Origin of the sequence: Alsobacter soli, assembly GCF_003004785.1 — a bacterium.
Classification (GTDB): Bacteria; Pseudomonadota; Alphaproteobacteria; order Rhizobiales; family Beijerinckiaceae; genus Alsobacter; species Alsobacter soli.
The window spans coordinates 201,383-224,042 of record NZ_PVZS01000002.1 but is presented as its reverse complement, the minus strand read 5'-3'; the positions used below and the strand labels follow the sequence as shown (position 1 = coordinate 224,042).

General features: G+C 70.1%; 21 protein-coding genes, 1 pseudogene and 1 riboswitch. Of the genes and pseudogenes, 13 read left to right on the top strand and 9 right to left on the bottom strand.

Going from position 1 to position 22,660, the window contains the following annotated elements; translation table 11 throughout:
• Positions 1–78: 78 nt before the first annotated feature.
• Positions 79–2,283 (top strand): ATP-binding cassette domain-containing protein, encoded by a 2,205-nt coding sequence (locus tag SLNSH_RS02625; RefSeq protein ID WP_158266646.1) that lies wholly within the window; start codon positions 79–81, stop codon positions 2,281–2,283.
• A 37-nt stretch (positions 2,284–2,320) separates the two neighbouring features.
• Here the strand turns inward: SLNSH_RS02625 and SLNSH_RS02620 are convergent, their stop codons facing one another.
• From SLNSH_RS02620 to SLNSH_RS02605, 4 genes and pseudogenes are all read right to left on the bottom strand, one after another.
• Positions 2,321–3,457 (bottom strand): helix-turn-helix domain-containing protein, encoded by a 1,137-nt coding sequence (locus SLNSH_RS02620; protein ID WP_106335086.1) that lies wholly within the window; start codon positions 3,455–3,457, stop codon positions 2,321–2,323.
• Positions 3,458–3,759: 302 nt separating this feature from the next.
• Positions 3,760–3,858 (bottom strand): annotated as a pseudogene (locus SLNSH_RS25280) (3-keto-5-aminohexanoate cleavage protein); the annotation flags it as partial.
• Positions 3,859–4,019: 161 nt separating this feature from the next.
• A complete protein-coding gene (gene glpD, locus SLNSH_RS02610) occupies positions 4,020–5,564 on the bottom strand; it encodes a glycerol-3-phosphate dehydrogenase (RefSeq protein ID WP_196240199.1) in 1,545 nt (514 codons plus the stop codon).
• A gap of 95 nt (positions 5,565–5,659) precedes the next feature.
• Positions 5,660–6,460: a DeoR/GlpR family DNA-binding transcription regulator gene (locus SLNSH_RS02605; protein ID WP_106335084.1), complete on the bottom strand. Its 801-nt coding sequence runs from the start codon at positions 6,458–6,460 to the stop codon at positions 5,660–5,662.
• A gap of 158 nt (positions 6,461–6,618) precedes the next feature.
• Here SLNSH_RS02605 and uvsE point away from each other — a divergent pair, with 158 nt between their 5' ends.
• The 7 genes from uvsE (at position 6,619) to tam (ending at position 14,192) form a co-directional block, all read left to right on the top strand.
• Positions 6,619–7,683 carry a UV DNA damage repair endonuclease UvsE gene (gene uvsE / locus SLNSH_RS02600; RefSeq protein ID WP_106335083.1) on the top strand — a complete coding sequence of 355 codons (1,065 nt, stop codon included), beginning with the start codon at positions 6,619–6,621 and terminating at the stop codon, positions 7,681–7,683.
• A gap of 68 nt (positions 7,684–7,751) precedes the next feature.
• Positions 7,752–8,063, top strand: coding sequence for a hypothetical protein (locus SLNSH_RS02595; RefSeq protein WP_106335082.1), 312 nt, complete (start codon positions 7,752–7,754; stop codon positions 8,061–8,063).
• A gap of 10 nt (positions 8,064–8,073) precedes the next feature.
• Positions 8,074–9,138: an ROK family protein gene (locus tag SLNSH_RS02590; protein ID WP_106335081.1), complete on the top strand. Its 1,065-nt coding sequence runs from the start codon at positions 8,074–8,076 to the stop codon at positions 9,136–9,138.
• A gap of 93 nt (positions 9,139–9,231) precedes the next feature.
• Positions 9,232–11,091, top strand: a complete 1,860-nt coding sequence (ftsH, locus tag SLNSH_RS02585; RefSeq protein ID WP_425352965.1) for an ATP-dependent zinc metalloprotease FtsH — start codon at positions 9,232–9,234, stop codon at positions 11,089–11,091.
• Between the two features lie 32 nt (positions 11,092–11,123).
• The gene (locus SLNSH_RS02580; protein ID WP_106335184.1) at positions 11,124–12,107 is read left to right on the top strand and encodes a zinc-dependent alcohol dehydrogenase family protein; all 984 of its coding nucleotides are present in this window, start codon (positions 11,124–11,126) and stop codon (positions 12,105–12,107) included.
• Positions 12,108–12,304: 197 nt separating this feature from the next.
• A complete protein-coding gene (locus tag SLNSH_RS02575) occupies positions 12,305–13,222 on the top strand; it encodes an SDR family oxidoreductase (RefSeq protein WP_245421997.1) in 918 nt (305 codons plus the stop codon).
• A 196-nt stretch (positions 13,223–13,418) separates the two neighbouring features.
• Positions 13,419–14,192 (top strand): trans-aconitate 2-methyltransferase, encoded by a 774-nt coding sequence (tam, locus tag SLNSH_RS02570; protein WP_106335079.1) that lies wholly within the window; start codon positions 13,419–13,421, stop codon positions 14,190–14,192.
• Positions 14,193–14,466: 274 nt separating this feature from the next.
• On the opposite strand, the gene SLNSH_RS24450 is transcribed toward tam, so the two are convergent.
• The gene (locus SLNSH_RS24450; RefSeq protein WP_146140168.1) at positions 14,467–14,799 is read right to left on the bottom strand and encodes a hypothetical protein; all 333 of its coding nucleotides are present in this window, start codon (positions 14,797–14,799) and stop codon (positions 14,467–14,469) included.
• A gap of 319 nt (positions 14,800–15,118) precedes the next feature.
• Here SLNSH_RS24450 and SLNSH_RS02560 point away from each other — a divergent pair, with 319 nt between their 5' ends.
• Together SLNSH_RS02560 and SLNSH_RS02555 are read left to right on the top strand one after the other, a co-directional pair.
• A complete protein-coding gene (locus SLNSH_RS02560) occupies positions 15,119–15,556 on the top strand; it encodes a hypothetical protein (protein WP_106335077.1) in 438 nt (145 codons plus the stop codon).
• A 68-nt stretch (positions 15,557–15,624) separates the two neighbouring features.
• Positions 15,625–16,017 (top strand): VOC family protein, encoded by a 393-nt coding sequence (locus tag SLNSH_RS02555; protein ID WP_106335183.1) that lies wholly within the window; start codon positions 15,625–15,627, stop codon positions 16,015–16,017.
• A gap of 63 nt (positions 16,018–16,080) precedes the next feature.
• Here SLNSH_RS02555 and SLNSH_RS02550 read toward each other — a convergent pair whose 3' ends face one another.
• A complete protein-coding gene (locus SLNSH_RS02550) occupies positions 16,081–16,533 on the bottom strand; it encodes a Ros/MucR family transcriptional regulator (RefSeq protein WP_106335182.1) in 453 nt (150 codons plus the stop codon).
• A gap of 144 nt (positions 16,534–16,677) precedes the next feature.
• Positions 16,678–17,739, bottom strand: coding sequence for a threonine-phosphate decarboxylase CobD (gene cobD, locus SLNSH_RS02545; protein WP_106335076.1), 1,062 nt, complete (start codon positions 17,737–17,739; stop codon positions 16,678–16,680).
• Here cobD and cbiB point away from each other — a divergent pair.
• Entirely contained in the window at positions 17,733–18,713 is a 981-nt protein-coding gene (gene cbiB / locus SLNSH_RS02540; protein ID WP_106335075.1) for an adenosylcobinamide-phosphate synthase CbiB, read from the top strand. The two genes, cobD and cbiB, sit on opposite strands and share 7 nt — an antisense overlap.
• Here cbiB and SLNSH_RS02535 read toward each other — a convergent pair.
• The gene (locus SLNSH_RS02535) at positions 18,697–20,139 is read right to left on the bottom strand and encodes a cobyric acid synthase (RefSeq protein ID WP_106335074.1); all 1,443 of its coding nucleotides are present in this window, start codon (positions 20,137–20,139) and stop codon (positions 18,697–18,699) included. The genes cbiB and SLNSH_RS02535 overlap by 17 nt on opposite strands.
• A 23-nt stretch (positions 20,140–20,162) precedes the next feature.
• Positions 20,163–20,783, bottom strand: coding sequence for a cob(I)yrinic acid a,c-diamide adenosyltransferase (gene cobO, locus SLNSH_RS02530; RefSeq protein ID WP_106335073.1), 621 nt, complete (start codon positions 20,781–20,783; stop codon positions 20,163–20,165).
• 116 nt (positions 20,784–20,899) lie between these two features.
• Positions 20,900–21,100: riboswitch (cobalamin riboswitch) on the top strand.
• Positions 21,101–21,211: 111 nt separating this feature from the next.
• On the opposite strand from cobO, the gene SLNSH_RS02525 reads away from it, so the two are divergent.
• Entirely contained in the window at positions 21,212–21,625 is a 414-nt protein-coding gene (locus SLNSH_RS02525) for a DUF1636 family protein (RefSeq protein WP_106335072.1), read from the top strand.
• Positions 21,622–22,656, top strand: a complete 1,035-nt coding sequence (cobW, locus tag SLNSH_RS02520; RefSeq protein WP_106335071.1) for a cobalamin biosynthesis protein CobW — start codon at positions 21,622–21,624, stop codon at positions 22,654–22,656. The genes SLNSH_RS02525 and cobW overlap by 4 nt, the downstream gene beginning before the upstream one ends.
• Positions 22,657–22,660: the final 4 nt, after the last annotated feature.

Below are 22,660 nucleotides of genomic sequence, written 5' to 3'. Positions count from 1 at the left end.
CTCGGCTTTACGAACTGTTAAGCATAAAACAATCAATGATCGCGGCGTGAATTCACGTACTCGACGGGCGAGGTGGCCGTGCACCCCATTCGGACTCTAGCGGCCTCGTGGCTGCGGGCGCGCGAAGAGCAGCCCCGGGAAACAAGGGCCCAGCCTCAGGGCGAGGCTCCCGCCCCGCGCCGGGGCGGCCTGTTCAGCGACATCGATTCCGTCGCCTCGGCCTGGTTCGGGCAGCGCTGGTTCGGCGGGGACAGAGCGCCCCCGGGGACACCCACCCCGGAAGAGCTTGCGACGGCGGCGAGCGCGCGGGGCATCGAGGTGTCCTACGCCACGCGCAAGCTGTCGGCTCTCCAGGATCAGGACTTCCCCTGCGTGATCCTGCTGAAGGACGGCAGCAGCGTCGTGCTGGCAGGCCGGATCGGCCGCGACAGGCTTCTGCGCAAGACAGACAGGGGAGTCGAGGACGTCCCCGTCGAGGATCTCGCGGCCTCCCATAGCGGGGTGGTGTTCTTTGTCGCCCCGAACCGCTCCCCCGCGGCGACCGACCCGGCTGCCCCCGAGGACGACCGGGAAGAAGCGCCCGCGACCACCCTCCTCCATGCGGTGTGGGGTGAGATCCTCAAGCGTCACAAGGGCCGGCTGCTGCAGCTCTGCGCCGCTGCGGCCGTCATCAACCTGCTGTCGCTGGCGCTGCCCCTGTTCTCCATGTCCGTCTACGACCGGGTGATCCCGCATCTGGCCATGGAGACCCTCTGGGCGCTCGTCATCGGCGTCTCGATCGCCCTGGGGCTCGACCTCGCGTTGCGGGCCATCCGGCTGAAGATCGCGGACGCGATCGGCCTCGGAGCGGCAGCTTCCGTCCAGGCCCGGATCTACGCGCGACTGCTCGGCGCCCGGCTGGGTGAAAAGCCGGCGGCCGCAGGCGGCGTCCAGACCGCGCTCCGGGAGGTCGAGGCGCTTGCGCAGCTGCTGCCCAACCTCGTGGTCTCCGTAGCTGTCGATGGGCCCTTCTTCCTGCTCGCCCTCGCGCTGCTGGCCGCGCTCGGGGGTCCAGTCGCGTGGGCTCCGGTCGCCGCCATCCTGGCGATCACGGCGGTCCAGGCGCTCGGGAAGGTGCGTGGCGACAAAAGCGCGGAGGCCGCCCGGCTGTCGGCCACGCAGGCGAACCTGCTGCTCGAAACCGTGGCGGGCGCCGAAACCGTGAAGCTGACCGGGGCGGTGAGCGCCTTGATGCGCCGCTGGGAGCGCCTTGTCGACGCCGCAGCCTTCGTGGGCCACACCATGCGCCTGCACGCCGCCTTTTCGGCGCAGGCGGCGATGACCATCTCGCAGGCGGCCATCGCGGTCGCCATCGTGCTCGGTGTGCACCAGATCGCCGATGCGTCCATGACGATCGGCGCCCTGTCCGCCTGCACCATGCTGATCGGCCGCATCATCTCGCCGCTCAGCATGATCGGCAGCCAATTGCTTCGCCTGGCCCAGGCGTTGCGCAGCGCCAAGGCGGTGGAGGCTCTGCTGAACGCCCCCCAGGACGTGGCGCAGGACCCCACCTCGGGGCAGCGCCCCATCCGCGGCGAACTCGTGTTCAAGGGCGCCGGATTCACCTATCCGGGCGAGAAGGCTCCGGTGCTTCGCGACATCAACCTCACCATCGCTCCGGGCGAGAAGGTGGGACTCATCGGCCGGGCGGGCAGCGGCAAGAGCACTCTGCTTCGGCTGATGCTACGCCTCTATGACGTCGACGCAGGCGCGCTTCTGCTGGACGGGCACGACATCCGGCAGGTCGCGCCGGACCGGCTGCGCAGGCATTTCGGCTTCATGCGCCAGGATGTCAGCCTGTTCGACGACACGCTGCGCAACGCCATCTGTTTCGGGCTCGACGAGGTTCGACAGGACGATTTCGAGCGCGTAGCCGCCCTCGCCGGCGTGAGGGACTTCGCCGCGCGCCACCCGGAGGGCTATGGGCTGCGGGTCGGTCCGCGGGGCGAGCGGCTGTCCGGGGGCGAGCGCCAGTCGGTGATGCTGGCGCGCACCCTGTTGGGCGCTCCGCAGGCCCTGATCATGGACGAGCCGACGGCGGCCATGGACAACACTACCGAACTGCGGATCGTGCGCGACCTCAGGGACTGGATCGGAGACAGGACGCTGATCATCGCCACCCATCGCGCGCCCATGCTCGGTCTCGTCGACCGCCTGGTCTGGATCGAGGAAGGCCGGATCGTGGCGGACGGCCCAAAGGACACCGTGCTCAGGGCCCTCGCCGGGGGAACGACGGCGGCCTGAGCGCTTCGAGGGCGGCGATTTCCGACCCGTTCGCCGGCTAGTTGGGCAGCCCTGTCTGGAACATTCCCCGCAAGGAGGGCTTCGTCATCGAGGGCTCGATGCCGGGCAGACGCGGAGACACGCCCAGGAGTCGTTCGTACTCGGCTTCCACCAGGCCATAGCCCAGCCCGGCGGCCTGCTCGACGCGCGACCGATCCCGGATGGTGATCTTGCCCCGGCGTGCCCGCACGCCTCCCTCGCCTTCCAGAATGTGAAGCGCCTGCGTGACCCCGGCGCGGCGCACATGCAGCATGGTCGACATCGCGTCGTGGATGATGGAGATCTCGTCGCCGACCCGATCGGCGAGCATCAGCAGCAGGCGCGCCACGCGCTGCTCGATGGACGCCGCGCCCGCGCTGAGCAGGGCGTAGGCGGTCTGCATGTGGAGCACGTGCTGGTAGCGCAGCAGCAGCGTCCAGGCGCGCGGGGACGACCGAAGCCTGGGAAGGAACTGCTCGGCCGCGATGGACAAGGCCTCGCCGTCCACCTGGACCGTGCACCGCATGGGCAGCCGCGAGACGCCCATCAACAGGGACGCCCCGATCATGCCCTCATGGCCCACAAGGGCGGTGGAGAGTTCCGGAGCGCCTGCGCCGAAGGAGAGCGAGCAGACGCCGCTCAACGGGAAAAGCAGGTGGTCGAGCTTGTCCCCGGCGTCGAAGGGGGCGGCTCCCCTGCGCAGTTCGACGCAGGTGAAATGCGGGCGAAGCCTGTCGAACTCCTCCTCGGGCATGCGGGACAGAAGAAGGTTCGCGTTCACGTCCACTCCAGGGCTGGCCGCGGGACCGCTCAACACGGCGCGGGCGAGATCGGTCGGACGCATCGGCTTCTCGAAGCAGGGCACGCCGCGGAACTGCGCCGGGATGATCGTGTCGCCGTATCCGGTGGCGAAGACGAACTGGATGCCGCGGGTCTGCAGTTCAGTGGCGAGCGGGTACACCGTGTCGCCGCCCAGCTTGATGTCCAGGACGGCCGCGTTGACGACCTCGTTCTCCAGCAGCCTGTTGGCTGCCACGCGATCCGGAACCGGACCGACGACCTCGGCGCCAAGGGTGCGCAAGGCCGCGGCGAGATCGGCAGCGATGTAATAATCGTCCTCTACGACGAGAACACGACGTGGCGTGAGCTTGGCCAACTTGAATCCTCACCGTCCTACCGGCCCCCCAGCCGCCGGACCACAATCGTTAACTGGTCGGTTTGGTTCAATGGCTCAGGCAAAGATGTCGAAATCATTCTCCTTGACATTCCAACAAAAAACGAAATCAACCCGCTTCTTGGCGAAAGCTCAAAGTTTGAAGCTTCAATGCACGTAAAGAGCAAACTTACGCTACGACAATTTTCATCCGCAGCTTGGCCTCCGCCCCGAGCGGAGGCGGCGAACACGAGCGAACTCCGGGCCACGGACGATGGGCCGGCCGGAACTTGGTCCGCAGCCGCTCAGAAATTCACCTTGTCCCCGCCCTTGAGTTCCAGCGGGGCGCGCGCCTCGTCGGGCGTGGCGACCTCGAGGCCCAGGCCTCCGATGATCTGGCGGGCGGCCCGAGGCCGTCGCGCACGGTCTTGTCCAGGTCCTGCACGCCGGGGTGGGTCCAGGGGGCCCCGCAGAGCTCGACGAGGGGCGCCAGGTGCGGCGGGTTGCGCGCTCTGCGGCGCGCCGGGGAGCATTGTGGGACAGGTTCGCGCCTGAGGGAACCGGCTCAGGCCGTGGCGGCGCTTCTGGGAGCCATGCGAGAAACGCCGGCCCGCTCGGCCATGAAGGCCGCCAGCGCCGCCTGCTGGCTTGCGTCGAGCCGCAGCCCCAGCTTGCTGCGCCGCCAGAGGATGTCGGCCGGCTCCACCGCCCATTCCTGGTCCATCAGGTATTCGACTTCGCGGGCCGTGAGGTCGGCCCCGAAGGTCTCGCCCAGCTCGGCCAGGCTGCGGGCGCCGGCCAGGATGCGCTCGGCGCGGGTTCCATAGGCGCGGGCCAGGCGGCGGGCGTGCTCGGCCGCGATCCAGGGATAGCGCCGGCGCAGGTTGTCCACGAGCGAGTCGAATCCGAGCCGGTCGAAGTCGCCGCCCGGCAGGGGCGTTCCGCCCGTCCAGGAGGGCTTGTCGAGGGTCGGCAAATGCGGCGCGAGCTTGGCGAGCGCAGCCTCCGCGAGGCGCCGGAAGGTGGTGATCTTGCCGCCGAACACGGACAGGATCGGAGCGGCCCCTTCGGGCGCGTCGAGCTTCAGCACGTAGTCGCGCGTGGCTTCCTGGGCCTTCGTGGCGCCGTCGTCATAGAGCGGGCGCACGCCGGAGTAGGTCCACACCACGTCCTCGCGGCGGATCGGCGCCTTGAAGTATTCGCCCGCCGCGGCGCAGAGGTACTGGATCTCCTCCTCGCTGGCCGCCACCGCAGAGGGGTCGCCCTTGAAGTCACGGTCCGTGGTGCCGATCAGGGTGAAGTCCTGCTCGTAGGGAATCGCGAAGACGATGCGGTTGTCGGCGTTCTGGAAGATGTAGCACTGCGGCCCGTCGAAGATCCTGGGGACCACGATGTGGCTGCCCTGAACCAGGCGGACGGAGGCCGGCGACTGGCCGCCCAGCGTGGCGTTCGCGACCTGGGCGACCCAGGGCCCGGCCGCATTGACGAGCGCGCGGGCCCTGATCACCTGCCGCTCGCCCGAGGCCGACAGCGTCTCGACCTTCCAGAGCTCTCCCTCGCGAGCGGCCGACACCACCTTCGTGCGGGTCCGGATCGCGGCCCCGCGCTCGGCCGCGTCGCGGGCGTTGAGCACGACGAGTCGCGCGTCCTCCACCCAGCAGTCGGAATACTCGAAGCCCCGGGCGAAAGCGGCCTTCAGCGGAGCGCCGGCCTGGTCGCGGCGGAGGTCCAGCGAACGGGTCGCGGGCAGCAACCTGCGGCCGCCGAGATGGTCGTAAAGGAACAGCCCGAGCCGCAGCATCCAGGACGGGCGCAGGCCCGCGTGGTGGGGGAGGACGAAGCGCAGCGGCCAGACGATATGGGGCGCCATGCCCCAGACCACTTCGCGCTCGGCCAGGGCCTCGCGGACCAGGCGGAACTCGTAATATTCAAGGTAGCGCAGGCCGCCATGGATGAGCTTCGTGGAGGCCGACGACGTGGCGCTCGCCAGGTCGTTCTGCTCGAACAGCACCACGGAGGCGCCGCGTCCGGCCGCGTCGCGCGCGATGCCGGCTCCGTTCACCCCCCCGCCGATGATCGCCAGATCGAAGATGTCGCCTGTCGCGCCCACGCCCGTCACCCTGTCCCGAGGCCTGCCTGGCCCTCACAACAGCATAAGCGCGCATCCGGTTTCATACAATCCGCAAACGAAAGGCGAAGCGAAACTCACTCGGCGGCGACCTCCCCTTCTTCCTGGGAATCCGGGCGCGTCTCGACCACGTCAACGCCTTCCTGAGCGCAAAGGCGCCGGACCGCCTCGGACGGGAGCCGATCGGTGACAAACGTGTCGACCTCGGCGAGATGGCCGATCCGCACGGGCGCGGAGCGCTCGAACTTGAGGCTGTCGGCCACAAGAATTGCCTTGCGGGCGTTCTCCAGGATTGCGCGCGATACGCGCACTTCGCGGTAGTCGAAATCCAGGATCGCGCCCTCGGGATCGATGGCGGAAGCGCCCATCACGGCGTAGTCGACCTTGAACTGCCGGATGAGGTCCACGGCGGCGGAGCCGACCACGCCCCCGTCCGAGCGGCGCACCGGCCCGCCGGCCACAATCACCTCGATCTTGGGATGCGGGTAGAGCAGCGTCGCGACATGGAGGTTGTTGGTGATCACCAGCAGGCCCTCGTGGTCCTTGAGGCAGCGGGCGACTTCCTCCGTGGTGGTGCCGATGTTGATGAAAAGGGAGGCGTTGTTGGGGATCAGGGCCGCTGCCGCCCTGCCGATGGCGGCCTTCTCATCGCGCGCCAGGAAGCGCCGCGCCTCGTAGGCCAGATTCTCGACGCTGGAGGCCACCACCGCGCCGCCGTGCACGCGCGAGAGGATGCGGCGGTCGCACAGGTCGTTCAGGTCCTTGCGGATGGTCTGAGGACTCACCTCGTAGCGGAGCGCCAGTTCGTCGACGCTGACGCGGCCCTGGACGCGAGCCATGGCCACGATCTCGTTCTGGCGCGGCGACAAGGCGGTCATGGGCGGCTCCGGGAGGTCGTCTGCTTTCGCATCATGTTTCGTTTGCCTTCGAACTGCACGCCCAAAGGTGGCGAGCATGCACCATCCTGCCGTCGGACCCTGGTCCGGCGCGACGCGTTGTGCGTATCCGCGCCAGACGAGACGCCAAGCAGGACATCATGCCCGAACCCAAGCTGACCCACCGGCGCGTATCGCGCCTGGGCTTTCCCGTGAAGGTGATGGCCCGGGAGGACCTGAAGAGCAATGACAGCCGGCGCGCCGCCAGCAACCCGCACCTGAAGGTCTCCCTCGAGTATGTGGACGCCATCCTGGACCACCTCGACCGGCACGACATCCGCATGTACCGCATGTCCTCGGACCTGGCGCCCTACGCCACCCATCCGGACATGCCGCAATTCCACGGCATGGTGAAGGAGAGCGCGTCGGAGTTGCGTGCGATCGGGTCGAAGGCGAAGGCGCTCGATATCCGCCTTTCGTTCCACCCCTCGCAGTTCGTGGTGCTGAGCCCGGATCCCGAGCTGGTGCGCAAGAGCGTCTGGGACCTGGCCAGCCAGGCCGAGATGCTCGACCTCATGGATCTCGGGCCAGAGGCCGTGCTGGTGATCCATGTGGGCGGGGTCTACGGCGACCTGCAGGCGAGCCGGGCGCGCTGGGTCGAGACCTGGAAGACTCTGCCGGAGCCTGTGCGCCGGCGGCTGGTGCTGGAGCACGACGACCTGCGCTTCTCGGCCGCGGACGTGCTGTGGATCCACGAGCACACGGGCGTGCGGCTGATCTTCGACTACCAGCACTTCTGGTGCCTCAACCCCGAGCGGGCGGAGCTGCGGGCCACGCTGGCGGCGATCCTGCGGTCGTGGCCCGAGGGGCAGCAGCCGAAAATCCATTATTCCTCCCCCCGGACGGAGCTGCGCGAGCATGCGAGCATCGACAAGGCCACCCGCAAGAAGGTGATCCGGCGGGTCGCGCCGGTGTTCACGGGCCACGCCGATTTCTGCAACCCGTTCGAGTTCGCGACCTTCATGCGGGAGGCTGCCGGGCTCGACTTCGACGTCATGCTGGAAGCCAAGGCCAAGGACCTCGCGCTGCTCCGGCTGCGGCCGGATCTGCTGCGCTACGCCCCGGACGTCGCCGTCCGGTTCGGCCTCGCGCCCGAGGACGCGGGCCGGCTCGAGGCCGAGGAGGACGAGGTCCTGGACGAAGAGCCCGTGGCGGGCGGCGCATAGCCGCCTCCTTGGCCTGAACGGAAGCCGGTATCGGGCGTTGTTCCCTCGGCCTGCAGAGGGGGCTTCGCATGGATTTCTACAGTTTCTCGTTCGGGGAGGTCACGGCGGCGCAAGGCGACGCCGACCAGCCGCCCGTGCTTACCGCGGAGCTGAACTTCGGCTTCCGGGACGCGGGGGCCGGCCCGGTCCAGACCGTCAGCCTGCGGCTGCGCCAACCGCAGGTCGCGGGGCGCACGCCCGAGAGCTACCGCCGGGAGGCCTATGCCGCCGCCGCCGGCCTGCTGAGGGCGGCCGCGGAGCTGTGCGAAGCGCACAAGGTCGACGAGCTCGAGGCGCGGACCCGCGCCTCCACCGCCATCCTGCTCGACGAGCGCCCGTAGGAGTTCCTGCATGGCCAAGGACCGCGCCCCCAACGGGCCGCACGGCGCGTTGCAGCTGCCCTCCGTCACCATCGACAGCTACAACCTCGAACTGCGCCGCGAGGACGGGTTCATCGGCGACCGCGCCAGCAAGCGCGCCTTCGTCGAGGTGCTGGAGGACTGGCGCGAGCGCTTCCGGCAATTCGACGAGGACCCGCTGGGCGACAAGCCCAGCTCGGAGATCGGGAAGAAGAAGCTGGAGGAGATCTTCCTGACCGGCGACCCGGACGCGGCAGGCGTGATCCATGGCGCGATCGAGGATTTCGCCCAGGAGCTGGCCGCCGTCACCCGGCGGTTCCTGCGCGCCAAAGGGTGGGACGGCACGGAGGCCATCGCGGTGGGCGGGGGCTTCCGGCAGGGACGCATCGGCGAACTGGCGATTGGGCGCACGAACGCCCTGCTGAAAGGCTCGGGTCATCCCGTCAGCCTGGTCCCGATCCGGCACCATCCGGACCATGCGGGCCTCATTGGCGTGGCGCACCTCGTCCAGCCCTGGGCGCTGAAGGGGCACGAGGCCCTGATCGGGGTCGATATAGGCGGCTCCAACATCCGGGCCGGAGTCGTGCTGCTGAAGCTCGACAAGGCCAGTGACCTGTCGCGCGCCGAGGTTTGGAAGAGCGAGCTGTGGCGGCACGCAGACGATAAGCCGAAGCGAACGGCCGCGGTCGACCGGCTGGTCGAGATGGTGAAGGACCTGCTGAACCGGGCCGAGAAGGATGGCCTGCGGCTCGCGCCGGTGATCGGGGTGGGATGCCCGGGTGTCATCGAGCCGGACGGCTCCATCGACCGCGGCGGCCAGAACCTGCCCGGCGGGAACTGGGAAAGCGACCACTTCAACCTGCCGGAGACGATCGCCAAGGCCGTGCCGACCATCGGCGACCATGAAGCGGTGGTGCTCATGCACAACGACGCCGTGGTGCAGGGCCTGAGCCAGATCCCGTTCATGACCGACGTGGCGAAGTGGGGCGTGCTGACGATCGGCACCGGCCTCGGGAACGCCCGGTTCACGAACAAGGGCGCGCAAAAGGACAAGTAGCGCCGACGGGCTCGTTGATCACAATCATTCCGTGCAGGCCGGCGGCGCCGCTACAACTGGCGTCAGCGCCCCCGAGCCCGACGGAGCGAACCCGTGGAGCGGCATCACAAGCTCGACCTCGGCTTCATCGCCTTCATGATCCTGGCAGGCCTGCTGCTGCAACAGACCTGGACGACCTGGCGTGAGGTGGAGACCGTCCCGTACAGCGAGTTCCAGACCCTGCTGAAGGACCACAAGTTCGCCGACGTCACCGTGGCCGACCAGTACATCCGGGGCACCCTGAAGGAGCCACAGAAGGACGGGCGCAAGGTGATCATGGCCGTGCGCGTCCGGGGCGACATCGCCAGGCAGCTGGACGAGAGCGGCGTTCCATATTCCGGCGTGGCGGAGTCCGGCTGGGCGGGCACTCTCCTGGGCTGGATCATCCCGGGCCTGCTGATGTTCTGGCTGTGGCGGTCCATGCTCGGCCGCATGGGCGGGCGCGGCGGCTTGGGCGGGCTCATGTCCATCGGGCAGAGCAAGGCCAAGGTGTTCGTGGAAAAGGACATCAAGGTCGGCTTCGACGACGTGGCCGGCGTGGACGAGGCCAAGGACGAGTTGCGCGAGGTCGTGGCCTTCCTCAAGGATCCCGCCAAGTACGGCCGGCTCGGCGCGCATGCGCCGAAGGGCATCCTTCTGGCGGGGCCGCCCGGGACCGGCAAGACGCTGCTCGCGCGGGCGGTGGCCGGCGAGGCTGGCGTGCCGTTCTTCTCCATGAACGGGTCGGAGTTCGTGGAGCTCTTCGTGGGCGTCGGCGCCGCGCGGGTGCGCGACCTGTTCGAGCAGGCGCGGGCCAACGCGCCCTGCATCATCTTCATCGACGAACTCGACGCGCTCGGCCGGGCCCGGGCGCTGGTCGGCATCGCGGGGGCGAACGACGAGAAGGAGCAGACCCTCAACCAGCTCCTGAGCGAGCTCGACGGCTTCGACCCGAGCGTCGGCGTGGTGCTGCTGGCGGCGACCAACCGGCCGGAGATCCTCGATCCGGCGCTGCTGCGGGCCGGGCGTTTCGACCGGCAGATCGTCGTCGACCGTCCGGACAAGCGCGGGCGGGAGGAGATCCTGCAGGTGCACCTGCGGAAGGTGAAGGCCGCTCCCGACCTCGACATCACGAAGGTCGCAGGGCTGACGCCGGGCTTCACCGGCGCGGACCTCGCCAACCTGGTGAACGAGGCCGCCATGCTGGCCACCCGCCGCGGTGGCGACGCCGTCAACGGGGACGACTTCGTGCAGGCGATCGAGCGCATCGTCGCCGGGCCGGAGAAGCGCAACCGCGTGATCAAGCAGGAGGAGCGGCGGATCGTGGCCTATCACGAGATGGGCCACGCGCTGGTGAGCCTGCGCCTGCCCGGCGTGGAGGAGGTGAAGAAGATCACCATCCTGCCCCGGACGGTCGGGGCGCTGGGCTACACGCTGCAGATGCCGACGGAGGACCGCTACCTGATGCGGCGCTCGGAGCTGGAGGCCAAGATGGCCACGCTCCTGGGCGGGCGCGCCGCCGAGGCGCTGGTGTTCGGGGACGTCTCGACGGGCGCCAGCGACGACCTGCAGAAGGCGACCGAGATCGCCCGCGCCATGGCGGCGCAATATGGCATGGAGCCGAGCCTGGGAGAGGCCGTGTTCGAGGCGCCGCCGAGCCGGTTCCTGCCCGGCCAGCCGGGCGGCGGCGAGGTCCCGATCAGCGAGGCCACCGCGGCCACGCGGGACGCCGCCATCATCCGGCTGGTCGGCAAGGCGGAGGAGCGGGCTCGGGCCATTCTCACCGCCGACCGCGCAATCCTGGACCGGTGGGCGGCTCTCCTGCTGGATCACGAGACGTTGGGCGAGGCGGACATCGCGGAGCTCAAGGCGGAGCTGGCGCGGGCCGAAGCCGAGCGCGGCCCGCGGGCGGTCGCCGGGGGCTATAAAGCCTGAGGGAGGCCGCCATGGGCGAGGACCTGCTTCGGATGCGGGCCATGGTGCTCGACGCGCCACGCACGCCCTTGCGGCTGGAGCGCAGGCCCCTGCCCTCTCCCGGGTCCGGCGAGATCCGCGTGCGGGTCGAGGCCTGCGCGGTGTGCCGGACGGATCTCCACGTGGTGGACGGGGACCTCCCCGAGCCGAAGCTGCCGCTTGTCCCCGGGCACGAGATCGTGGGCGTCGTGGACGCGCTGGGGGAAGGGGCGACCGGCCTGAGCCTCGGGCAGCGGGTGGGCGTGCCATGGCTGGGGCACGCCTGCGGGCATTGCCCCTATTGCGCAGCGGGGCGCGAGAACCTGTGCGACCACCCGGCCTTCACGGGCTACACCCGCGACGGCGGCTTCGCCACGCACGCGATCGCCAGCACCGACTTCGTGTTCCCGCTGGACGGCTTCGACGATCCTGCTGCGGCGGCGCCGCTCATGTGCGCCGGGCTGATCGGCTGGCGCTCGCTGCAGGCCGCCGGCGACGCGCGGCGGATCGGCATCTACGGCTTCGGGGCGGCGGCGCACATCATCGCGCAGGTGTGCGCGTGGCAGGGCAGGCGCGTCTTCGCGTTCACGCGGCCGGGCGACGGGGCCGCGCAGACCTTCGCGCGCGCGCTCGGGGCCGAATGGGCCGGCGGCTCGGACGAAGCGCCGCCGGAGGAGCTCGACGCCGCGATCCTGTTCGCGCCGGTGGGCGAACTGGTGCCGACAGCGCTGTCGCACGTCCGCAAGGGCGGGCGCGTGGTGTGCGGCGGCATCCACATGAGCGACATCCCGCGCTTCCCCTACGCGCTGCTGTGGGGCGAGCGGGAGGTGGTCTCTGTGGCCAACCTGACCCGGCAGGACGGGGTGGACTTCCTCCGGGTCGCCCGGCAAGCGGGCGTCAAGACCTCGATCACGCGCTACCCGCTGGAAGAGGCGAACGCCGCCCTGGACGACCTGCGATGCGGGCGCCTCCAGGGCGCGGCGGTGCTGATCCCGTAGCGGCTCGTGCTCACGGAAGCGTGGCGCGCCGCCGCGTCGCAGATGCCGAACCGACGGCGCCCTGCCGCGTTGGGCCGTCTCCCCTCTCCCCGGAGACCCCGATGAGCGCACAGGAAGGCGAAGGCATGTCCAGACGTCAGATGGTCGGCGCGGCCGGCATGGGATTGGCCGCCATGGCGGGCGGGAGCAGCCCCGCCATGGCGCAAGGCGGCGCCGGCGGCGGCGCGTCCCAGCCGGCCTTGCAGGACCCGATCAACAAATTTCCCAAGCCGCCGTTCAAGCGGCAGTCGCAGCCCTGGCCCGGGTTGGCGCGGGACATGGATCCCAAGCCGGACCACGGCGAGACGAGCTACAAGGGCTCCGGCCGCCTCGCCGGCCGCAAGGCGCTGATCACGGGCGGCGACTCCGGCATGGGCCGCGCGGCGGCGATCGCTTACGCCCGCGAGGGAGCGGACGTGGCGATCAACTACTTCCCAACGGAGGAGCCCGACGCCCAGGAGGTGATCGCACTGATCAAGGCGGAGGGCCGCAAGGCCGTCGCCATCCCGGGCGACCTCCGGGACGAGGCGTTCTGCCGGCAGCTGGTCGAGAAAGCCGTGCAGGAGCTCGGCGGGCTCGACATCGTGGTCAACAACGCGGCGCGGCAGCAGTCGCGCGTTTCGATCATGGACGTGTCGTCCGAAGACTTCGACGCCACCATGAAGACCAACATCTACGCGCCGTTCTGGATCCTGAAGGCGGCGCTGCCCCACCTGAAGGCGGGCTCCTGCATCATCGGCACCACCTCCGAGCAGGCCTATGACCCGTCGCCGGAGCTCTACGACTACGCCCAGACCAAGGCGGCGACCATGAACTACGTGAAGTCGCTGGCGAAGCAGCTCGGGCCGAAGGGCATCCGGGTGAACGGCGTGGCTCCGGGGCCGATCTGGACGCCGCTGCAGGTATCCGGCGGGGCCAGCATGGAGAAGCTGGAGAAGTTCGGCGGCCAGACCCCGATGGGGCGGCCAGGCCAGCCCGTCGAGCTCGCCTCCATTTACGTCCAGCTCGCGGCGGCGGACGCCAGCTACGCCACCGGGCAGGTCTACGGCGCGGCGGGCGGCAGCGGGCAGCCGTAGGAAAGGCGGTTCGTTCCCCGCGCGTCATCCCCAGCGGCCTGCGCAGCAGGCCGGGCAGGGGATCCCGGGCGTGCATGGCCCTGGATCCCCTTCCCCTTCGCGCCTGCGGCGCTCCGGCCGGGGATGACGGCGCGTTTCCTCCATCGGGGATGCAAGCTACAACGCCCATCCGCGAAGAACGCTGGAGCGCCTCGCCATGGCCGACTGGAACGCCGCGCAGTATCTGAAATTCGAGGACGAACGGACGCGGCCTTCGGTCGACCTGCTGGCGCGGGTGCGTCACCCTGGACCGAAGCGCGCGGTGGACCTCGGCTGCGGGCCTGGAAACAGCACGGAGCTTCTGGTCCAGCGCTATCCCGAGACGGCGGTCGAAGGTTTCGACAGTTCGCCCGACATGCTGGAGAAGGCGCGCAAGCGGTTGCCGGGCGTGGCCTTCACGCTGGGCGACATCGACGGCTGGCGGCCGGCGGAACCCTGTGACGTGATCTTCGCCAACGCGGTCATGCAGTGGCTGCCGGACCATAGACGGATTTTCCCGCAGCTCGTGCAGGCGCTGGCGCCCGGCGGCGTTCTGGCCGTGCAGATGCCCAACAACCTCGACGAGCCTTCCCACCGGCTGATGCGCGAGACGGCGGCGGACGGGCCCTGGGCCGCGGCTCTCGCCGGGGCCGCGGAGGCGCGCACGAAGATCGAAAGCTTCGAGACCTATTACGGGCTGCTGCAGGGAGCCGGATGCGCGGTCGACATCTGGCAGACCACCTATGTGCACCCGCTGCAGGGGCCGGCGGCCATCGTGGAGTGGCTGAAGAGCACGGGCCTGCGGCCCTTTCTGGATCCGCTCGACGCGGAGCAGCAGCGCGGTTTCCTGGACGCCTACCTGCGGCGGATCGTCGAGGCTTATCCGACGCAAGCCGACGGGAAGGTGCTGCTGCGCTTCCCACGCCTGTTCATCGTGGCGCAGCGCGGATGAACGCATTCCGTCCTTGTAAGGACGGCTAAGGACGGCGCCTTATGCCGTCATCCCCGGGCTTGTCCCGGGGATCCACGCGCCGGGGCCAAGCGTGGATGGCCGGGACAAGCCCGGCCATGACAGCCCTTCGTTGCTTCCCTGCGAGGCGAAGCAATCCAGGGGGCTGCCGCAGCGCCAGCCGGCCAGCAGTCCTGGATTGCTTCGTCGCTGCGCCCCTCGCGGGGGCGGAATTGGGAGCCGCTCCGGCGGAAAGACGGCGTGCCTGGGCCAGTGGTCAATGCAGCGTCACGGATACCGGGGCGATGCCGTCGATGAGGGCGTCTCGGGCGCGGCGGGCCTTGTCGAGCGCGGCGAGGCTCTGCTCCAGGCTGCTGCGGCTCGAGCCGGAGAGGACCATTCCGCCGAGCAAGGCTGCGATGGCGAAGAGCGTCAGCGCCGTGTTCCAGGCCAGCAGGCCAGCGATCACGCCGAGGAGCACGAGGCCGCCGAGCCCGGCGGCTCCGCGGGCGATGACGATGAGCTTGCGGGAGCGCTCGGCGGCGGCGGCGTGCAGCTCCATCTGATCCTCGAGGCGGGCGATCTCGTCGCGCGGCGAGGTGAAGCTCATGGAGGCGCCTGGGTTGCCGGGATGTCCAAGCCCTCACATAGGCGCTCTCCGGCGCGGCGCCAACGCGCCCATCGCCACCTTCGACGCGGGCCGTCTCGCAAGTAAACCGCAGCCACAGACGTCGTATTCAGGGATCTCCGCCGGGTGCGAACACACGGTCACCTTCCACATGCTTTCCGGATCCTGAATCGATCCCCAAGCATTCGCGTGATCAGATTCACTTAACCTGAACATCGATTCAGCATGGCGCTTAACGCCTCGGCCAGTTCGCCGGGGTGAAATTGCCTCAACACAGCAACGCCTCCCGAGGGAAGCAGCCATGATCGCCACCGACCTCAACGCCTTCGCCGACCTCGTCATCCGCACCGGGCGCGTCACCTTCGGGGACGTGCAGAGGCTTCACCGCAACGTCCTGCCGGACGGCGTCAGCTCGCGCGAGGAGATCGAGACGCTGCTGCGCATCGAGCGCGAGGTGCGCCGATACGATCGCTCCTTCGCGGCCTGGCTGGTGGCCAACGTGGTCGACTACGCGGTCTGGGGCGAGCGCCCGACCGGCGTGCTGACCGAGGAGATGTCCGACTGGCTCGCGCCGCTCCTCGACAAGAGCCGCCCGGTGCTCGTGCGCATCGCCAAGGAGATCGCCGCCGAGGCGCAGGAGGTCGGCACGTCGCTCGACGAGATCGTGGCCGCGGCGGACGCCTGCCCGGTTCCGGCCGAGGCCGAGTCCGCCGCTTCGCCCGTGGAGCTCGCAGCCTGATCGGCGCCCCGTGGACGGCGCCGCCCCTGGGCGGCTAGGCTCGCCCTTCCCTGGAGAGGCGCGCCATGATGATCGACCATATCGGATTTCCGGTCTCCGACTACCAGCGCTCGCTGGCGTTCTACACGAAGGTGCTTCGCGTGCTGGGCTACGGCCTGGTGATGGAGGTCGACGCCGAGACGAGCGGCGGGGGCGCCCACGCGGGCTTCGGCCGGGACGGCCGGCCGCAGTTCTGGATCACGGAAGGAGAGCCCATCGTGGGGCGGCTCCATGTGGCCTTCGCCGCCGCAGACCCGGAGGCGGTGGACGACTTCTACGCCGCCGCGATGGCGGCCGGCGCCACGGACAACGGTCCGCCGGGGCTGAGGCCCCACTATCACCCCAACTACTACGGCGCCTTCGTGTTCGATCTGGACGGGCACAACATCGAGGCCGTGTGCCATGAGGCCGGGCTGCGGTGACGCCAGGCGCGGAAGCAAAAAGCCCCGCTCACGCGGGGCTTTCGTTTTACGGGACGCCTGGGATCACTCGGCAGCCTTCTTGCGGCGGCCCTTGGCGGGCGCCTCGGGCTCTGGCTTACGCCGCCCCTGGCCAAGGCCCATGGTCTTCGCGAGAGCGGAGCGCGCGGCCGCATAGTTCGGCGCCACCATCGGATAGTCCTTCGGGAGGCCCCAGCGCGCACGATAGTCGTCGGGGGTCATGCCGTACTTGGTGGCGAGGTGACGCTTCAGGGACTTGAACGCCTTGCCGTCCTCCAGACAGATGATCGCGTCCGGCGTGATGGACTTCTTGATCGGAACAGCCGGCTTCAACTCGGGCGCAGGCTCTTCGACCTTACCATTTGCAACCTGATTTAATGCGCCATGCACGCTCGCAATGAGGGCCGGCAAATCCGTCGCGGAGATCGTGTTGTTGGCAACGTAAGCGGAAACAATATCGGCCACGAGGTCGAGCGAGTTCTGGGCTTCTTCAGTCATGATGCGCTCCGCATAGTTCGGAGCGGCAACTAGAGCCATAGCGATTAATTTTCAAGTCCAGAGTCGCAACATTGCGAGTTGTTCAGCTGAAGAAATTAGCGCCGGACCGGCACAATGACGGCTTGCGCGGCCAAGTCGATCGCCTCAGAGGCCCAGACGTGCTTCCAGAAGGCTGGCGCATTCCGGAGCGGGAAGGCCGAATCGCAGCCAGCGGGGACGTTGCGCGAAGGGCCTCGCCAGCACCCCACGGCGGCACAACTGATCGAACATCGCACGGGCGTCCTCGCAGGCCGCCAGCCGGAAAAGCGGACAGCCGCCCAGCAGCTCCAGCCCGAGCGCCTGCAGCAGGGCGTCCATGCGTCGGGCGTCCCTGCCCAGGCGCTCCGCCGCCTTGGCCAGCCAGGCCTCGTCCCGCAAGGCCCTTCTGCCTATCGACACAGCGGGACCGCTGACCGCCCATGGCCCGAAGCTCTCGCGGATGCGCTCGGCCAATCGACGCGGCGCGAGGGCGAAGCCAAGGCGCAGGCCGGCGAGCCCGTAGGTCTTGCCGAAGGAACGCATGACGAGGAGGCCCGCCTCCGGCATCCGCGGCGCGACGCTCGCGCCGGCGCCGAGCACGTCGATGAACGACTCGTCCAGGATCAGGAGCCCGCCGCGCGCCGCCATGCGGGCCGCCGCGGCGAGGAGATCGTCCGGCGAGAGGAGGCGGCCGTCGGGATTGTTCGGGTTCACGACGACCACCGCATCGAAGCGATCCGCCTCGCTGAGGCGCTCGACCGTCTGCACCTCCGCGCCCGCCCTGCGGAAGCAGCGCGCATGCTCCGCATAGGTGAAGCCGAGCACGCCCACCCGACGGGCGCCCGTCAAGGCTGGAGCGAGCTGGATCAGGGCCTGAGCGCCGGGGACGGCGACCACGCTGGCAGGATCGCGCACGCGGTAGGCCTCGGCTGCAGCCTGCTCCAGGGCGGCGATGTCGCGCGCCTCCGGCAGGCGCGCCCAGGCGTCCGGCTCGATGCTTCCGACCGGATAGGGCACGGGGTTGATGCCCGTCGACAGGTCGATCCAGGGCTCCGGCGCGTCGGGACAGCGCGCCCTTGCGGCGGCCAGGGCTCCACCGTGATAGAAGTTCGCGCTTCCTGCTTCGCTTTCGCCGGAGACGGCGGCGCATCCACCCTGTCCGAGGCCGTCCGGCGCCTGCAATGACATCCCACCCTCACCTGATCCTGGGGCTCGCGGCCCTCGCTCTCGAGGCCGCGGTCGGCTATCCCCCGGCTCTCTACCGCGCCATCGGGCATCCGGTCACCTGGATCGGCGCGCTGATCGGCTGGCTGGACCGCGCGCTCAACCGGGACACGGACCCGCCCGCGCGGCGGCGGGCGCGGGGCGTCGTGGCCCTCCTGGCGCTGCTCGCGATCCCGGGAACGTTGGCGCTGCAGCTTCAACTGGCGCTCGGGTGGTTCTGGGTTGGGTTCGCGATCCTGGTCGTGCTGGCGTCGAGCCTGCCGGCGCAGCGCAGCCTGGACGAGCACGTACGCGCCGTCGCGGACGCCCTCGACCGGGAGGGGCTGGAGGGCGGACGGCGGGCCGTCTGCATGATCGTGGGCCGCAACCCGCAGGCGCTCGATGAGGCCGGCGTGTGCCGGGCGGCGATCGAGAGCCTGGCCGAGAATTTCTCGGACGGGATCGTGGCGCCGGCGTTCTGGACCTGCGTGGGCGGCCTGCCCGGCGGCGTGCTCTACAAGGCGGCCAACACGGCGGACAGCATGATCGGCCACCGTACGCCACGGCATGAGGCCTTCGGGTGGGCGGCGGCGCGGTTTGACGACCTGGTCAACCTGCCCGCCTCGCGGCTCGCGGCGCTGTGGCTGGCGCTGGCCGCGCTTGTCACGCCATGGGCCTCGGCCGGCGCGGCCATCCGGGCCGTCCGGCGGGATGCGGGGCGGCATCGCTCGCCGAACGCGGGATGGCCCGAGGCCGCCACCGCGGGCGCGCTCGGGCTCAAGCTGGCGGGGCCGCGCGTCTATGGGGACAAGCTGGTCGAGGACGCCTTCATGGGGGACGGGCGGCGCGAAGCGAGCGCGGCCGACATTCGCAAGGCGCTGGCCTTGTACCGGCGCGCCTGCGCCGTGCAGTGGCTGACCGGGGCGGCGCTGGCCGCGCTGCTCATCGCGCGAGGGTGAGCAGGCGATCCAGGTCGACGTGCCGGGCCACGTGGTCGGCCAGCGCGTCGAGCGTGGCCTCCACGTCGGCCTCGTAGGCATAGGCGGAGGTTTGGGCGCCCATCCACCGCAGCCAGGCGGCGCGATGGCGATCGTCGCCGAACAGGCCGTGCACGTAGACGCCGCGCACCCGGCCGTCCGCCGAAGAGGCGCCGTCCGGGCGGCCGTCGGCGAAGCGCAGCACCGGGCGCGTGGCGTCCGGGCCTTGGGTGTCGCCGATGTGCATTTCGTAGCCCGAGAAGGGCGCAGGGTCGCCCAGCATCTCCCCCGACACAGCTTCCAGTCGCTTCTCGGGCGTCATCACCGTGTCGACCGCGAGCAGGCCAAGGCCCTCGACCGTCCCGGCCGGGCCCTCCATGCCGTGGGGATCGGCGACCGTGCGGCCCAGCATCTGGTAGCCGCCGCAAATGCCCAGCACGCGGCCGCCGCGGCGCAGGTGGGCCTTGATGTCGATGTCCCAGCCTTCCGCACGGAGGGCCGCGAGATCCGCGATGGTCGCCTTGGAGCCCGGCAGGATGACCACGGCCGTCTCGGCCGGGATCGGCTCGCCCCGCCTCAGCATGAGGAGACGCACGCCGGGCTCGTTCCGGAGCGGGTCGAGATCGTCGAAATTGGAGATGCGCGGCAGCACCGGGACGGCGACCGTGACGGGCGCGTCGGCCGGGCGCACGCGGTGGTCGAGCGCCACGGCGTCCTCGGCCGGCAGGCGGCCGGCGTCGGCGAAATAGGGGATCAGCCCCAGCGCGGGCCAGCCGGATCGCTCGGCGATGAGGTCCATGCCGGCGGCGAACAGGGTCGGGTCGCCGCGGAACTTGTTCACCAGGAAGCCGACGACGGTGGCGGCGTCCTCGGGATCGAGCACCGCGCGCGTGCCGACCACCTGGGCGATGACGCCGCCGCGATCGATGTCGCCGATCAGCACGACGGGCACGTCCGCCGCGCGGGCGAAGCCCATATTGGCGATGTCGTTGCGGCGCAGGTTGACCTCGGCGGCGCTGCCGGCGCCCTCCACCAGCACGAGGTCCGCCTCCGCGCGGAGCCGGCCGAAGCTGTCCTGCACGGCCTCCATGAGGCGCGGCTTCCAGGACTGGTATTCGCGCGCCTTGGCGTTCCCCAGGACCCGGCCCTGGACCACGACCTGGGAGCCGATCTCGCTCTGCGGCTTCAGCAGCACCGGGTTCATGTGGACGCTGGGCGCCACCCCGCAGGCGCGCGCCTGCACGGCCTGGGCGCGCCCGATCTCGCCGCCATCGGCCGTCACGGCGGCGTTGTTGGACATGTTCTGCGGCTTGAAAGGCCGCACCACGAGTTCGCGATTGCGGAAGGCGCGGCACAGGCCGGCGACGAGGAGCGACTTGCCCACGTCCGACCCCGTGCCCTGGAACATCAGGGCCCTGCCGCGCGCGCCGCTCAAAACTCGATGCCCTGCTGGGCCTTCACGCCCGCCTTGAAGTGGTGCTTCACCAACGTCATCTCGGTGACCAGGTCAGCGGCCTCGATCAGCTCCGGCTTGGCGTTGCGGCCGGTGACCACGACATGGAGGTCCGGGCGACGCGCCCTCAGGGTCTCGACCACATCCTCCAGCGACAGGTAGTCGTAGCGCAGCGCGATGTTGAGCTCGTCCAGGACCAGGAGGCGGATGGCGGGGTCCGCCATCAGCTCCTTGGCCTTGGCCCATGCGGCCTGCGCGGCCGCGATGTCGCGGGCCTTGTCCTGGGTCTCCCAGGTGAAGCCCTCGCCCATGGTGTGCCAGCGCACGAGGTCGGGGAAGCGCTCCAGGGCATGGCGCTCGCCCGTGTCCCACGCGCCCTTGATGAACTGCACGACGCCGACCGGCCATCCGTAGCCGAGCGCGCGCATGATGAGCCCGAAGGCCGCCGTGGACTTGCCCTTGCCGGGCCCGGTGTGGACCATCAGCAGGCCCTTGGACGCGACGGTCTTGGACGCTACCTCGGCGTCCTGCACGGCCTTGCGCTTGGCCATCTTCTCGCGATGGCGGCGGGCCTCTTCGGTCTCGGCGGGCTCGGTCATGGTCGCTCCGGGGTCGGGAGCGCATCAAGAGCATGGGGCGGAGGGTCGAGGCAAGGCGCGACCGCGCGGCACGGGGCTCGCCCTTCGCTTCATTGACTCCCCTCCCCCGGCCCGCCTAAGACTGACCACGTGACGGTCCCTCGCGAGAGGGCGAAGAGGGAATGCGGTGAGAGGGCCTCGCGCCCCCAATTCCGCGGCTGCCCCCGCAACTGTGAGCGGTGAGCCCCGCGCCACGACGCCACTGGGCGCAAGCCCGGGAAGGCGGCGCAGGGCGGCGATCCGCGAGCCAGGAGACCTGCCTTCACGCCAGACGACGCTGCGGGCGGGGCGCCCCGGAGCGGCCAGCGGCCTCGGCCGCACCAGCGGAGGCGGCGTCCGTCTTCGCAGCGCCCGGACAGGATACGCCGACAGGCGGGAGCGCCGGGAGCATGGAGCCCACCACCATCCATATCTGCGTCACCTGCCGGGTGACGGACGACCCGCTCGAGGCCGAGCAGGGGCGCGCCGGCGCGCGGCTCCACCGCGAGGTGGCCAAACTGGCCGAGGAGCGCGGCGCCGCCGTTCGCGTCGTGCCGGTTGAATGCCTGAGCGTGTGCAAGCGGCCCGTCACGGTGGGCTATGCCGCGCCGGGCAAGTGGACCTACGTGTATGGTGACTTCCCGCCCGAGGTCGGGGCCGAGACCGTGATCAACGGCGCCCTGCTCTACCGCGAGGCGCCGGACGGCCTCATCCCGTGGCGGCAGCGCCCCGACATGCTGAAAAAGGGCGTGATTTCGCGCTCGCCCCCGCTCGCGGCCGCGGCCGCATCTCCCGAATCCCCCCTGCCCGAGGCCGCCGAATGAACGCGCTCGCGAAAGTCCCCGTCACGATCGTCACCGGCTTCCTCGGCGCCGGTAAAACCACGCTGATCCGGCACGTGCTGGAGAACGCCGGCGGGCGCCGGCTGGCGCTCGTCGTGAACGAGTTCGGCGACGTCGGAGTCGACGGCGAGATCCTGCGCTCCTGCGGCATCGAGAGCTGCCCGGAGGAGAACATCGTCGAGCTCGCCAACGGCTGCCTGTGCTGCACCGTGGCGGACGACTTCGTGCCTGCGATCGAGGCGCTGCTGTCGCACGAGAAGCGGCCGGACCACATCATCGTGGAGACCTCCGGGCTCGCCCTGCCCAAGCCGCTGGTGAAGGCCTTCGACTGGCCGCCCATCCGCTCGCGCCTCACCGTGGACGGCGTGATCGCCGTGGTGGACGGCGCCGCCGTGGCGGCGGGCCGTTTCGCCGACGACCCCGACGAGGTGCTCGCCCAGCGCGAGGAGGACGCGGCTGTCGACCACGACAACCCGCTGGAAGAGGTCTACGAGGACCAGCTGCTCTGCGCCGACCTCGTGATCCTCAACAAGGCCGACCTGCTGGACGAGGGCGAGCTCGCCCGGGTGGCCGAAGACATCCGCAAGACCATTCCGCGCTCCGTGAAGGTGGCCCCGACCCGCGAGGGCAAGGTGGACGCAGACGTGCTGCTCGGCATTGGAGCGGCGGCCGAGGACGATCTCGCCCACCGCCCGTCGCACCATGACGCCGAGGAGGAGCACGACCACGACGACTTCGACAGCTTCGTGGTGGAGATGCCGGCGGTGTCCGACCCCGCCGCGCTGGTCAGCAAGCTCGCCAAGGTGGCCGAGGACCACGACGTGCTGCGCATGAAGGGCTTCCTGGAGGTGTCGGGCAAGCCGATGCGCCTGCTGGTGCAGGGCGTCGGCGCGCGTTTCCGCCATCACTTCGACCGGCCCTGGGCCGCCGGCGAGCCGCGGCGCAGCCGCCTCGTGGTGATCGGCGAGAAAGGCCTCGACCGGGCGGCCATCGAGGCGGCGCTGGCGGCCTGACGCC